9 protein-coding genes are annotated in these 13562 nt (G+C 42.1%); 5 read left to right on the forward strand and 4 right to left on the reverse strand.

What is annotated here, in order from left to right; translation table 11 throughout:
• The first annotated feature begins 20 nt into the window (after positions 1–20).
• The 5 genes from K6V26_RS18860 (at position 21) to K6V26_RS18880 (ending at position 10419) form a co-directional block, all read left to right on the forward strand.
• Positions 21–1235 (forward strand): FecR family protein, encoded by a 1215-nt coding sequence (locus K6V26_RS18860; RefSeq protein ID WP_224263548.1) that lies wholly within the window; start codon positions 21–23, stop codon positions 1233–1235.
• A gap of 109 nt (positions 1236–1344) precedes the next feature.
• Positions 1345–4641, forward strand: coding sequence for a SusC/RagA family TonB-linked outer membrane protein (locus tag K6V26_RS18865; RefSeq protein WP_224263549.1), 3297 nt, complete (start codon positions 1345–1347; stop codon positions 4639–4641).
• A gap of 23 nt (positions 4642–4664) precedes the next feature.
• The gene (locus K6V26_RS18870; RefSeq protein WP_007655247.1) at positions 4665–6245 is read left to right on the forward strand and encodes a RagB/SusD family nutrient uptake outer membrane protein; all 1581 of its coding nucleotides are present in this window, start codon (positions 4665–4667) and stop codon (positions 6243–6245) included.
• 153 nt (positions 6246–6398) lie between these two features.
• The gene (locus K6V26_RS18875; protein ID WP_224263550.1) at positions 6399–9707 is read left to right on the forward strand and encodes a DUF5107 domain-containing protein; all 3309 of its coding nucleotides are present in this window, start codon (positions 6399–6401) and stop codon (positions 9705–9707) included.
• 145 nt (positions 9708–9852) lie between these two features.
• The gene (locus tag K6V26_RS18880; protein WP_007655252.1) at positions 9853–10419 is read left to right on the forward strand and encodes an RNA polymerase sigma-70 factor; all 567 of its coding nucleotides are present in this window, start codon (positions 9853–9855) and stop codon (positions 10417–10419) included.
• 3 nt (positions 10420–10422) lie between these two features.
• On the opposite strand, the gene K6V26_RS18885 is transcribed toward K6V26_RS18880, so the two are convergent.
• From K6V26_RS18885 to sufC, 4 genes are all read right to left on the reverse strand, one after another.
• Entirely contained in the window at positions 10423–10875 is a 453-nt protein-coding gene (locus K6V26_RS18885) for a GNAT family N-acetyltransferase (protein WP_224263551.1), read from the reverse strand.
• A 1-nt stretch (position 10876) separates the two neighbouring features.
• On the reverse strand, positions 10877–11257 hold the full coding sequence (locus tag K6V26_RS18890) for a VOC family protein (protein ID WP_007655261.1): 381 nt from the start codon (positions 11255–11257) through the stop codon (positions 10877–10879).
• A gap of 92 nt (positions 11258–11349) precedes the next feature.
• Positions 11350–12702, reverse strand: coding sequence for a Fe-S cluster assembly protein SufD (gene sufD, locus K6V26_RS18895; protein WP_224263552.1), 1353 nt, complete (start codon positions 12700–12702; stop codon positions 11350–11352).
• Positions 12695–13450 carry a Fe-S cluster assembly ATPase SufC gene (gene sufC / locus K6V26_RS18900; protein ID WP_007655266.1) on the reverse strand — a complete coding sequence of 252 codons (756 nt, stop codon included), beginning with the start codon at positions 13448–13450 and terminating at the stop codon, positions 12695–12697. Before sufC ends, sufD begins: the two co-directional genes overlap by 8 nt.
• Positions 13451–13562: the final 112 nt, after the last annotated feature.

Genomic DNA, 13562 nt, shown 5'->3' on the forward strand with positions numbered 1-13562 from the left:
ATTCTAAAAGCACCTCCGAAATGAATAAGGATTATACAAAATATAAAGCCCATCAGCTGTTGAATGATGATTATTTCCTGGAATCGATATTACATCCGACTACTCAGGACCATCAATTCTGGCAACAACTTCAGGACGAAAACGAATCCTTTAAACAGGAGATGCAGATTGCACACTCTTTCCTAAAAAATATAAAAACATCTACAGAAGCTCATTTTTTACCGGGAGGAGAACAAAAAGAGCTTTGGAAACGTATTCAGACAGCAAATAATAAGTATGACTTAAAGAAACGCCGGAACAGTTTCCTGAAAATAACAGCTGTAGCAGCCGCGTCTTTACTGGCTATACTTACCTATGGATGGTATAGCATATATTCCAATAAATCCGAAATTAATTATGAAGCGATTATCGAATCGATCCCCTCAACAGATGATGCTTCGGAAAATGTTCAATTAATCCTTTCAGAGAATAAAAAGCTCTCGATTGAAGGGAAAGAGACTCAACTCGAATATAATGAAGAAGGAAGTATTAGCGTTAATTCACAAGATATAGAAGTAGGGAAAGAAAAACAAAAAGAGAAAGAAGTTCAATCGTTCAACCAATTGATCGTCCCTGTCGGCAAACGTTCTTTCGTCACATTTGCAGATGGTAGTAAATTATGGGTAAATTCCGGTTCGAAAGTTATTTATCCGAACAAATTCTCAGATCATAGTCGGGAGATCTTCGTTGAAGGTGAAATTTATCTGGATGTGGTTCATGACGAAAAACGACCGTTTATCGTGAAGACAAAAAAGATGGTAATCAGAGACCTCGGAACGCAGTTCAATGTCTCAGCCTATGAAAACGAATCCTACAGCAATGTCGTACTGGTAGAAGGGAAAGTGGAAGTACAGGTAAAAGGCCGCAAGAAAAACACTATCAGTCCGAACCAGTTGTTCTCGTACGACAATTCTAATGACAAGATTTATACTTCAACTGTTAATACCCAGGATTATGTTGCCTGGAAAGATGGCTATTACCAGTTCAAGCATCAAAAGATGAATATTGTACTCGAAAAACTTTGTAAGTACTATGGGGTTAAAATCCACTGGGACGATAAAGTTAGTGAACTAACTTGTAGCGGTAAGCTGGATCTGAAAGATGATTTGGACAAGGTATTCAATGCACTGCGGAATGCTGCGCCGATTGAAATAGAACAAACAAATGAATTTATAAACATTATTGTTAAACATTAAAATTCAAATTAATATGGGACCTTAAATTAAGCTGGGTAAAAGTCTAGGACTTACCCATTATCAAATCACTAGTATTAAACCGTATTATAAACTTAAATCGTTACAGAATATGAATAAGCAAACCTGGTTTAGTCAAGGGAAAACCAAACAAAAAAGACTAATACGCGCCATGAAATTTTTTTTACTTTTTGCATTTTTAACCGTCGGATCATGCTTTGCCTCAGAAACATATTCTCAGGAAGCATCATTCTCTATCAACTACAATAATAAGACAGTTAAAGAAGTTATTAATGAAATAGAAAATAGCAGTGAGTTTATTTTCTTTTATCTCGACAAATCAATCGACTTGAACCGCAAAGTGTCTATCAATGTTGAAAACAAAAAGATAGATACAATACTCAATCAGTTATTTTCCGTGCCGGAAAATAACTATTCTATATCTGACCGTCAGATAATCATTTCAAAGAAAGAAGTACCTGTAAACACTGAAACAAATCAGAAAGACACTCGTACAATTTCAGGTACCATAAGGGATAACATGGGACCAGTAACTGGAGCTAATATCCTTGTCAAAGGAACCACAAACGGAACTATTACTGATTTAGATGGAAAATTCACATTGGAAAATGTTCCGGCAAATGCTATTCTGCAAGTGTCGTACATCGGCTATCTGCCACAAGAAATCGAAATAAACAACCAGACATTGTTCAACATTGTATTAGAAGAGGACAATCAAGCTCTTGACGAGGTTGTAGTTGTTGGCTATGGTACAGTCCGTAAAGCAGACTTGGCCGGATCTGTATCCGTTTTGGACAGCAAATCATTTAAAGACCAACCGATCAAACAGGTCTCTGATGCATTGCAAGGACGCGTATCAGGTGTTCAAGTACAGAATAGTGGTGTACCGGGCGGTACGGTTAAGATCCGTGTCCGCGGTTCAGGTTCTATCAACCGTAGCAATGATCCGTTGTATGTAATCGACGGCATTGTTCGTGAAAGTGGTCTGACAGGATTGAACCCGGAAGACATTCAGTCTATGCAGATTTTAAAAGATGCATCTTCTACGGCTATCTACGGTTCGCGTGGAGCCAACGGTGTTGTTTTGATTACGACAAAAACAGGTAAAGCCAACACACGGCAGGTGATGCTCGATGCACAAATCGGTATCGGTACAGTCGCTAAACGTTATGATACGCTGAATCCATATGAATTTGCTACATTATATAATACTTATAGAGCCAATACATTCTCTTCCGATCAATTGTCTGCTTTTCAAAATGGAACGGCTGGTACAGATTGGCAGGATGAGATTTATAAGACAGGTATTACGCAAGATTACAAACTGACATTCTCCGGTGGTAGCGATAAAATTCAATATTTAGTTTCCGGTAACTATGTAGGACAAGAAGGCGTCGTTATTGAGAATTCAAACAAACGTTATCAAGCTCGTGCCAATATCACCTCTCAAGTATTGGATTGGTTGCATGTTACCGCTGATGTGAATGCATCTCATAATGTAAGAAAAAGCGGAGACTTCAATGCTGGAAAAGGTAATATTATTAATGTAGCAATGAACTATTCTCCAGTACTCGGTATTTTAAATGAAAATGGTACATATACCCGAGATCCATACAGTGCTTTGACCCAAAATAATCCGGTGGGAATACTGAGAGAACAAGTAGGAGAAACTCTTAACGATATTGTCAATGCCCGCATCGATTTAAAATTTAATATTCTCCCTGGATTAACATTTACAACTAGTAATGGTATAGATTATAATGATCAGAAAGGATATTCATTCTCAACCAAAAAGGTTACTAACAGCAATAACGGTATGGGAAATAGTGATGCTTACCGGATGACGTTACAAACGACCAACAATTTGACTTATCAAAACAAATGGGATGACCATGCTCTTACTGCAACTGCTGTTTACGAAGCGACTCAGTCCGAATATCGTTATATGACATTAAACGGTTCTGGTTTGTTGACCGAAAGTGTTGGTTGGTGGAATGTTAATATGGCTTCCAGCCGTACTTCAGACAACAGTTATTCTAAATGGGCATTGATGTCAGGTGTAGGCCGCGTAATGTATAACTATAAAGACCGATATATGTTGACAGGGACAATCCGTGCCGACGGCTCTTCCAAATTCTTTGATGACAAGTGGGGGTGGTTCCCATCTATTGCTGCTGCCTGGTCTTTAAGTAATGAAGGTTTTATGGAAAATCAAAACATATTCCAGGATTTGAAGATTCGTGCCAGCTACGGTTTGATCGGTAGCCAGGCTATTGACCCATATGCAACATTAGGATTGATGTCTAAAGCGATGTATGCTTTCGGAGGTGCTTCTCAATACACAGGTTATTGGGTAGGAACAACAGTGGCTACTCCGAATCTATCATGGGAAACAACACATCAATTCGACTTAGGCGTAGACCTTTCTGTATTGAATCACCGTCTGAATATCTCATTTGATTATTTTGATAAGAGAACAAAAGACGGTTTGTTGCAACGCTCCATTCCGAATTATGATGGCGGTGGTTCTTATTGGGTAAATGCGGCTGAAGTAAGCAACCGAGGTATTGACTTTTCTATCAATGCAACAATCTTCGACACTCCTGATTTTAGCTGGAGTTCAACATTCAACGGTACTTATCTGAAGAATGAAGTAAAAGACTTAGGTGGATTAGACTTCGTTTCCGGAATTTCTCCGGCAGCAGGTATGATCCCGACAGATGGTGTAACCCGCGTGGAAGTAGGACAACCTATCGGTGCTTTCTACGGTTACAAATGGACTGGTCTGGATGCAGAAGGCAAAGATTCGTTTGAAGATATAAATAATGACAACATAATAGATAGCAGCGACCGTTCTTTCATTGGAAAATCCACTCCTGATTTTACATTAGGATGGAATAATACGCTCCGTTGGAAAAATTGGGATTTGAATCTATTCTTTACAGGTTCGTTTGGAGCCGACCGCCTGAATTTGGTTCGCTTTACGGGAACTGCTATGACTGGAGATTTCGCATTCATCACGTTACGTGAATACTTAAATAACAACTATGATGTGAAGGGAACTTCAGCCCGTTATCCTTCAGTTTCTGTTACAGGCAATGATTATCAATCAGCCTCCGTTTCCACGAAGTTCCTGGAATCTGCAAACTATTTCCGTTTGGACAACCTAAGTTTATCTTATAACTTACCGAAAAAAGTAGCAAAGTTTGCTGATCTTCGCTTTACATTCAGTTGTCAGAATCTGTTTACGATTACCAGCTATAAAGGAATGGATCCGGCAGGAATCTCTTTCATTGGTAATGGTAGCGTCGACGTAAATGACGGTATTGATTTAGGAGCTTATCCGTTGACTCGTTCTTATACATTTGGTGTTCGCTTGAATTTCTAACCATTAAATAAAGATATAATATTATGAAAACTAAATATATAGTATATGCTTTAGGTCTGGCTTTACTGTCAACCTCTTGTAATGATTTCCTGGATGAAGATCCGAAGGGACAATTAACTCCCTCGACGTTCTTCTCCACTCAGGAAGAATTGGATATGGCTACTTATGCTTTATATAATAAGATATGTATGATCCAAACCAATACCAATCCTACCATTCCCAGTTGGCAGGGTGACGATTTGACTACTAATCCAGGCAGTAATAAACAAGCCTATGCAGAGGTTGATGCATTCCATCCGACCGATGCGAATAAAGGAATAGAAGCCGCCTGGCAAACCTCTTATACAGCTATCAAGGCTGCAAACTACATTATTTTAAATGCAGAAAGGACTCCAACCACAAAGGAAGAAGTCAACATTGCAATCGGTCAGGCAAAATACTGGCGTGCAGTCAACTATTTCTGGTTAGTTCGTCGTTGGGGACCTATACCTTTAGTATTGGATAATGAAGTGAATTATGAACGTCCACTGGCTTCTGTTGAAGAAGTGTATACTCAAATAGTAAAGGACTTGCAAGATTGTATTGCAACACTTCCAACTGATTATTCTGCAGCTCCGCGCAAATATGAAGGTGCTAATGTATATATCACGAAGCAAGCTTCTCAAGCGACTTTGGCTGCTGTTTATATGGCAATGGCAGGTTGGCCATTGAAACAAACGCAATATTATGCTTCCGCAGCAGAACAGGCTAAGGCTGTTATCGATGGTGTAAACGCAGGTACGTATGAATATATTCTGGAACCGGAATATAAATATGTATACGCTCCGAGTCATAATTATACAAACGAAACGGTTGTAGGTATCAACTACTCTCGTGCATTTACATGGGTTGAAGACTCTCAGATGACAGATAGTAACCTGTTCGAATCGCTCGGTGGTTGGGGTGATGGTTGGGGTGAAATTAAGTTCTGGAAAGAATTCCCAGCAGGTCCTCGTAAAGATGCAACCTATAACCCTAAAATCTTGAAGAAAAATACAGCAGGAAATAAATTACTGGACTGGTGGGATAAGGATATACCGGAACAACATCCTATGTTCTGTATCTTTACAATCGGTGAAGATGGTGGTGATTATGATTATACGAAACCAGCCAATACCGGTTGGATGACCAATGACCATCGCCACCGTTTGATCCGCTACTCAGAAGTGTTGCTATGGTACGCTGAAGCACAGGCACGTGCAGATGGTACTCCTAATGCCATGGCTTATGAATGTTTGAATAAAGTACGAGAACGTGCAGGTTTGGAACCGGTATCCGGATTAAGCGGTTCTGCTTTTGCCGATGCTGCATTTAAAGAACACGGTTGGGAAGTTGCAGGCTACTGGGTTGGTATGGTAACTCGCCGTGACGACCAGATGCGTATGGAATTGTTGGAACAGACCTTCAACGAACGTAAAACCAATACTCCGATTGAAGTAGCTCCTGGTGTTTCTATTGCAGAAACTGTATTAATTCCTGATGCAACTACATGGCAAGGTGAAAAGTCAATTTATTTACCTTATCCCTCAACAGACAAACAGCAGAATTCAAACCTAACACGTTGAATTACATTACAAATAAGGTATTAGTCAAATTTTTCTAAGGCTTAAGCCTTATTAAGAACTGTCCCGGGAGTGATCTCGGGGCAGTTTTACTCCTCACCCATGTTTTTAATTTCTTTTTATGTATACATTCTTAAATTATTAATTATAGCAACCATGAAATCTAAATTCTTACCACTTCTATTATTGTGTGCCGGTACCCTTTGGGGACAACAGGTTAACATGAAATCTGTAACAGAGAAAATTCCGACCTATCAGATCGGTGCCCCGGAAATTGATCCGATCTTTTTTACCGGCCGCGTTTATCAGGGAGCGGAAGGATATATTTATCCTTATCCCCTTTACGATGTCCTGACAGAAAAGCAAGTCCAGCAAGATTACAATGTACTCCGGCTGGACAATCAGTATGTCGACATTGCCATTCTTCCGGAGATCGGCGGTCGTATTTTTGCCGCCTCCGACAAAACCAACGACTATCCTTTCTTTTACACCCAAACAGGAGTAAAACCAGCCTTGATCGGTATGTTAGGTGCCTGGCTTTCGGGAGGTGTCGAATGGAATATCCCCGACCATCACCGTGCCAGCAGTTACATGCCCATCAACTGGACAATGAAAGAAAATGAAGACGGAAGCAAGACAATCTGGGTGGGAGAAACAGAATTACGTCACCGGCTAAAATGGTCGGTAGGTGTATCGGTATACCCCAACCGTTCCTGGGTGGAAGCAAAAATCAAAGTGATCAACCCGACCCCGATGATCCAGTCGATGCTGTACTGGGCAAATGTATCCGTCCATTGTAACGATCAATATCAGGTGATATTCCCGCCTGATGTACAATTCGGAGCCGACCACCATAAAGTATACTTCACAAACTGGCCGATCGGAGAAGCAAACCTCGGCAGTGGGGAAAATGACGATTTATCCTGGTGGAAAAACTTTACAGGAAACTCCCGTTCAATTTTTGCCTGGGGAAGCGAAATGTCTTTCCTTGCCGGTTACGACTATGGAAAAGATGCAGGAACAGTACATGTAGCTAACCGCCATATCGTACCCGGAAAGAAATTCTTCTTATGGGGAAACAACGCGAACGGCGAGATGTGGAACAAAATACTATCCGACAACGACGGACATTACCTGGAGTTGATGGTAGGCGGTTATTCCGATAACCAACCGGATTACAGCTGGATAAACCCGGGCGAAATCCGCGAATTCAGCCAAATATGGTATCCGATAAAAGGTATCAAAGGCGTAAAGAATGCCACGAATGATGCAGCCGTAAACTTTGAACCGACCGAAGGCAACAACTATCGTGTAGGTTATTGCGCAACTACTTTGTACGAAAATGCCCGTGTTGTCGTAAAATATAAAGACCGGATAATAATGGATAGGCGGATCAACATCGATCCGGACAAATATTTCCTCGAACAGGTATCCGTGCCCGATCCGTCAGATCCCTCGGCACTTTATACTGCACTTTACGATGCTGAAGGTAACCTACTGGTCGATTACCGTCCGATCGTACAGGAAGAAAAACCGCTTCCTAAAGTCATCGACGGCACCAAGCCAGTCAAAGAATATAAAACAAATGAAGAGCTTTACCTAGCTGGTCTCCGCGTCGACCAGTTCAACAATGCCCGTCTGGATTATATGGATTTCTATAACGAAGCTCTTTTACGTGACTCGATGGATGCCCGCGTAAATATCGAAGTAGGGAAACATTATATCCGTCAGGGGAAATGGGAAAAAGCGGAACAACATTTATTACGTGCCCAGACACGTTTGTCTCACGATTATACAACGGTAAAGAACACGGAAGCGCTTTATTATCTGGGGTATCTATATCAGATGACAGACAATATCGGCAAAGCGACGGATGCTTATTGGGCTGCTACCTGGACTCCCGACTTCAAACATCGTTCTTTCTATGAACTGGCTGTCCTGGCAGTGAAAGACAAGGATTACAAGCGGGCTATGGACATGATTATCCAATCGCTTTACGTAGGAGGACGCGACTTACAGGCACTTACTCTCAAAGCCTACATTCTTCGGATGCAGGGTAAGAAAGAGGAAGCACAGGAAACGATCCGTTATATCCAGCAGATCGATCCGCTCGATTACTGGAGTGCTGCCGAAACCAACTTATCCGTTTCACAAGGTGCTTCTTTCCTAAAAGCCGGAACGAATCATAACAGCAAAGGGATCATTGCCGTACAGGAATTGCTGGAGGTCGTGAACAATTACATGACAATCGGAGCCACAGAAGATGCACTGACCTTACTGAACAGTGCCATTTCTTTAGGCGAACCCTATATTTCTTATCCGCTACTTTATTATTACAAAGCATATAACCTGTTGAAAGGAAAGAATACAACAGAGTTCCAGGCTTGTCTGGATAAAGCCGCATCATTATCGCCGTTGAACAACTATCCTTTCCGGATCGAAGAAATAGTTCTTTTCACAACGCTATTGCAGGAAAGACCGAATGATGCACTCCTCCACTATCACCTGGGGAACTTACTCTATTACCTGGGACAAAAAGAGAGTGGTCTAGAACACTGGCTACACGCAACAGAGGCTGATCCTGCCTTCGCTATCGCAGCGCGTAATGTTGGTTTCGGATACGGATGTCTGAACGATCTGGAAAAATCCATGAAGTATTATGACAGAGCAATCAATGCTAACCCGAATGATCCGTTATTACTAACAGAATCGGATAAAATATATGAGCAGGCGAATGTTCCGGCAACCCAGCGATTAAAAAGACTGGAATCCCATCTGAAAACCGTCATGAAACATGACGATGCCGTAATGCGGTTACTTACACTCTATAATGCCACAGCAAAATATGATAAAGCAATAAAAATAATGGATACCAGACATTTCCATTTATGGGAAGGCGGCGGACAGGTACACGACATCTATGTTGATTCGCATATGTTGAAAGGAATGCAACTTCTAAAAAGAAAACAGTATAAAGAAGCGATCCGGGAATTCGACCTGGCTAATCAGTATCCTGCCAATTTGGAAGTAGCTCCGTCTCCCCGGGGTGGTTATGAAGCCAAGGTATATTATTTATCCGGTATTGCATACGAAGCTATGAAACAAGCAGACAAAGCCAGGGAATGTTTTGAAAAATCTGCTGAAACACACTTCAGGGACTACCTGACAGATCTGAATTACTACAAAATAAAATCTCTCAGGAAATTAAATAAAAATGAAAAAGCAGATGCTGTTTTAAGCAATATGCAAAAAACACTGGAACGCATGCAACAAAACCTGATGGATTCATATGCTAAGTTCGGTGAAGCCAATCAGAACGTACAACAGAGCAATATCTCCTATTACTCCGGTCTGATACATCTGCTACTGAAGAATCCGTCGGCAGCAAAAAATGATTTTAATCAGGCTATTCAGCTGTATCCGGGAAATATTTGGGCTAAATTAATGAATGAGGATGTTCATTGAAAAATAAAGCCTAATCCAAATAAAAGAACGATCTTTCAGAACAATTGAAGGTCGTTCTTTTGTTTTATATAAGAATCCCCCAAACAAAGAGAGAAACGGTAACATTATTTTTATTATATTTACGACCGATTACAAATTTCGGGGAATGGAGAATACAACAGACTTAAAAGCATTCAATCAATTATTTACAGATTACCAGGGCCGGTTCATCCGCTTTGCTAATACGTATGTAAGGGATATAGCTGTTGCTGAAGACTTTACTATCGAAGCCCTGATGTATTACTGGGAGAATCGTCATTCATTGGAAAAAGACTCGAATGTGCCTGCCTATATTCTTACTATCATAAAAAACAAATGCCTGAACTATTTGCAGCACCTGCAGGTTAGAGAAGATGTCAACGAACAATTACTGAATCATGCCGAATGGGAACTGAATACCCGCATATCGACTTTGGAAGCCTGTGATCCCGACGAACTATTTACTGCCGAAGCACAAGAAATAGTCAATAAAACCCTGGCCGTTTTACCAGAACAAACCAGAGTCGTATTCATTATGAGCCGTTATGAAAACAAATCTCATAAAACGATTGCGGAAACGTTGGGAATAACCACAAAAGGGGTCGAGTACCATATTTCCAAAGCATTGAAGAAATTACATACCAACCTGAAAGATTATTATCCGGTTTTCCTGTATTTATTTTATATAAATTAGTTGTTACAGTTTTTTTTCGAGGATTAACCGGTGGCGGCACTGAATGCCATTTTCCCAGATCGGTTCCGGATAATTACGTACAAAATAATCACGGTCCAACTCTTTCAGGTCAAAACCTTCCTGCTGGTACAACATCATGGGACCGGGAGCAGAAGTACCGGTACAGACTTTCAACAGAGCGATTCGATTCGATCGCGCCCATTCATCAAAGACAAAGCGAAGCAAACGGCGTGCAATACCTCTCCGCTGGAAAGACTCACCTACGGCAAGGTTCAACACTACTGCCCCGTTTACAGACTGTTTCTGAACAACAATCACTCCTACGGCTTGTCCTTCACACAAAGCGACAAAACAATCGGATGTTTTCAGATAACTATCTACCAACTCGCGGTTCGGATCCGCTAACAGAAGCAAATCATAAGGATAGTCTGTCGTTTGTTCAATACGTATCTCCATATCAGGCAATTATTTCTACAATATTTCCGTCAGGATCAGCAATGGCCCCCTCATAAAAACCATCTCCCGTCGTTCGTGGTTCACCGAGTACTGTATAACCATTTTCACGAAACAGTTCTATCATACTATCTACCTTTTCCTTTGAACCGATAGAGAAAGCAAAGTGGGCAAGACCTATAAACAGCCCAGCCCTCTCTTCTGTAATATCTGTCCGTTGCATAATTTCCAGGGAAGCCCCTCCCTCAAAAGTCACAAAATAAGAAGCAAACCCTTTCTTGGGATTCACGTATTTTTCATTGCTTTTCCCATTAAAATACGTTGTATAAAATTCACGGGAACGTTCTAATTCTTTCGTCCAAATCGCTATATGACTCAATTGCATATGATAATAAATGATTGGTGAAATACAAAGATAGACAAAAAACCCGGACAGACATAACATCTATCCGGGCCTTTCTAAAATCAGATAATATCTTATTTGCAGATACGGCAATTGGCACAACGTGCCAGTTCTCCACGAAAACGTTTTTCCACCAGCTTATGCAAACGGTCTTTCAAAGCATCCAGACGCACATGGTCAATCACATCCGACGTAAATGCTACACTCAGCATCATACGGGCTTCGCTCAATGGTATACCGCGGCTACGCATATAGAACAATGCATTCTCATCCAACTGCCCGGTCGTCATACCGTGCGAACATTTCACATCATCCGCATAAATCTCCAATTGCGGCTTACTATACATACGGGCTTCACGGGTAGCACAGAGGTTGCGATTTGTCTGAAAAGCAGCCGTTTTTTGGGCACCTTCCTTTACCAGGATACGGCCGCTGAATGCACCGACTGCATGGTCATCCAGAACATTCTTGAATAACTCATTGCTGGTACAATTCGGCACAGCATGCGTAATATGGCTATACGTATCCACCTGTTGCTCACGGTCCATAACGGACATTCCACAAAGGGTTGTTTCTGCATATTCGCCGTTCAGTTCAATATAATAGTTGTTACGCGTAAGGCCGTTATTCAAGGTAATACCATTTACCAGGACATTGCTGGAAGCCTCCTGTTTCACATGGACCGAGGCAAAGCGGGAAGTGGAAATGCTGCTTTCTTCCAGATCATAGTAATCAAAGTAAGCACCTTCGCCGGCAAATATCTCAACGACCTGGGTAGCCAGGAATTCCACATCGTCGATGCTATGATCGCAGATAAGCAATTTGGCTTCCGAACGCGGTTCCATAATAACCAGGATACGGCGGTTTGCCATAACATCCACGTCACTGCGGAATATATTAATCAGCTGGATAGGACGTTCCACAGCCACACCTTCCGGCACATAAAGCACGAAACCGTCCTGTGCCAGCATCGTATTCAATGCGATGATACCGTCATGGCTGCTTTTTGCCACTTTGCCGTAATAACGGGCTGCCACTTCCGGATATTGCTCCGCAAAGTTTTTCAAGCCGCCGGCGTATACTCCTTCCGGCAGATGCGCTTTCGGCATCATCTTATCGTAGAACGTGTCGTTCACGACAAAATAGAGGGAAGTACTCAGGTTCGGGACATCGCAACGGAACACGTCATACGGATTGACCGGAATAGCCAAGCGATTGATATTCACCCCGTAGTCGGGGGCAAAAGCCTGCGCTACATCTGTATATTTATAATCTTCACTCTTTACCGAAGGAAAACCCAGGCGATCGAAATCGGCCAGTGCCTCAGCACGCGGAGCATTCATCACCGCTGCGCTATGACGACACACCAGGTCCTCATATCTGGTAAAAAGATCGATATATTGTTGTTCGGCTCTCATCTCACTCATCCCCCATCTCTTTCTTGATCCAGTCGTAGCCTTTTTCTTCCAGTTCGAGGGCCAGTTCCGGACCAGCTGTTTTTACGATACGCCCTTTGTATAATACATGTACCACATCGGGTTTGATATAATCCAACAAACGCTGGTAGTGAGTAATTACGATTGCTGCGTTTTCCGGTGTACGCAACTGATTGACACCATTCGCCACGATACGGAGCGCATCGATATCCAGACCGCTGTCCGTCTCATCCAGGATAGCCAGTTTAGGTTCCAGCATAGCCATTTGGAAAATCTCGTTACGTTTCTTTTCACCACCGGAGAAACCTTCGTTCACGCTACGACTCGCCAGTTTGTTATCCAGTTCGACGATAGCACGTTTCTCACGCATCAGTTTCAGAAAATCGGTTGCGGAAACCGGTTCAAGACCGTTATATTTACGGTGCTCATTCAAGGCGGCACGCATAAAATTCACCATGCTTACACCCGGGATCTCCACCGGATACTGGAAACTCAGGAAAATACCTTCACGGCTGCGGTCTTCGGGTTCCAACTCCAGCAGGTTCTTCCCGTTGAAGATCACCTCGCCCTGAGTTACCTCGAAAGCCGGATTACCTACCAGCACACTGCTGAGTGTACTCTTTCCCGAACCGTTCGGACCCATGATGGCATGTACCTCACCAGCCTTTACAGAAAGGTCGATACCTTTCAATATCTCTTTGCCATTCACGTTGGCATGTAAGTTCTTTATTTCTAACATATTTATAGTTATTATATATTATACTTCCCTTCTCCCGGCAGTTCCCCTTCCCGGATATAGGCAACAGATACGATAAGGCGACAGTGTGCGTTCTACCTATGACGCACCGTGC

Source organism: Parabacteroides goldsteinii, assembly GCF_020091425.1.
Classification (GTDB): Bacteria; Bacteroidota; Bacteroidia; order Bacteroidales; family Tannerellaceae; genus Parabacteroides; species Parabacteroides goldsteinii.

Bases quoted from the DNA above. Each gene is read 5' to 3' on its own strand.
- sufD (WP_224263552.1), bottom strand. From the start codon at position 12,702: ATGAGTGAGATGAGAGCCGAACAACAATATATCGATCTTTTTACCAGA.
- K6V26_RS18880 (WP_007655252.1), top strand. From the start codon at position 9,853: ATGGAGAATACAACAGACTTAAAAGCATTCAATCAATTATTTACAGAT.
- K6V26_RS18875 (WP_224263550.1), top strand. From the start codon at position 6,399: ATGAAATCTAAATTCTTACCACTTCTATTATTGTGTGCCGGTACCCTT.
- K6V26_RS18870 (WP_007655247.1), top strand. From the start codon at position 4,665: ATGAAAACTAAATATATAGTATATGCTTTAGGTCTGGCTTTACTGTCA.
- K6V26_RS18860 (WP_224263548.1), top strand. From the start codon at position 21: ATGAATAAGGATTATACAAAATATAAAGCCCATCAGCTGTTGAATGAT.
- K6V26_RS18890 (WP_007655261.1), bottom strand. From the start codon at position 11,257: ATGCAATTGAGTCATATAGCGATTTGGACGAAAGAATTAGAACGTTCC.
- sufC (WP_007655266.1), bottom strand. From the start codon at position 13,450: ATGTTAGAAATAAAGAACTTACATGCCAACGTGAATGGCAAAGAGATA.
- K6V26_RS18885 (WP_224263551.1), bottom strand. From the start codon at position 10,875: ATGGAGATACGTATTGAACAAACGACAGACTATCCTTATGATTTGCTT.
- K6V26_RS18865 (WP_224263549.1), top strand. From the start codon at position 1,345: ATGAATAAGCAAACCTGGTTTAGTCAAGGGAAAACCAAACAAAAAAGA.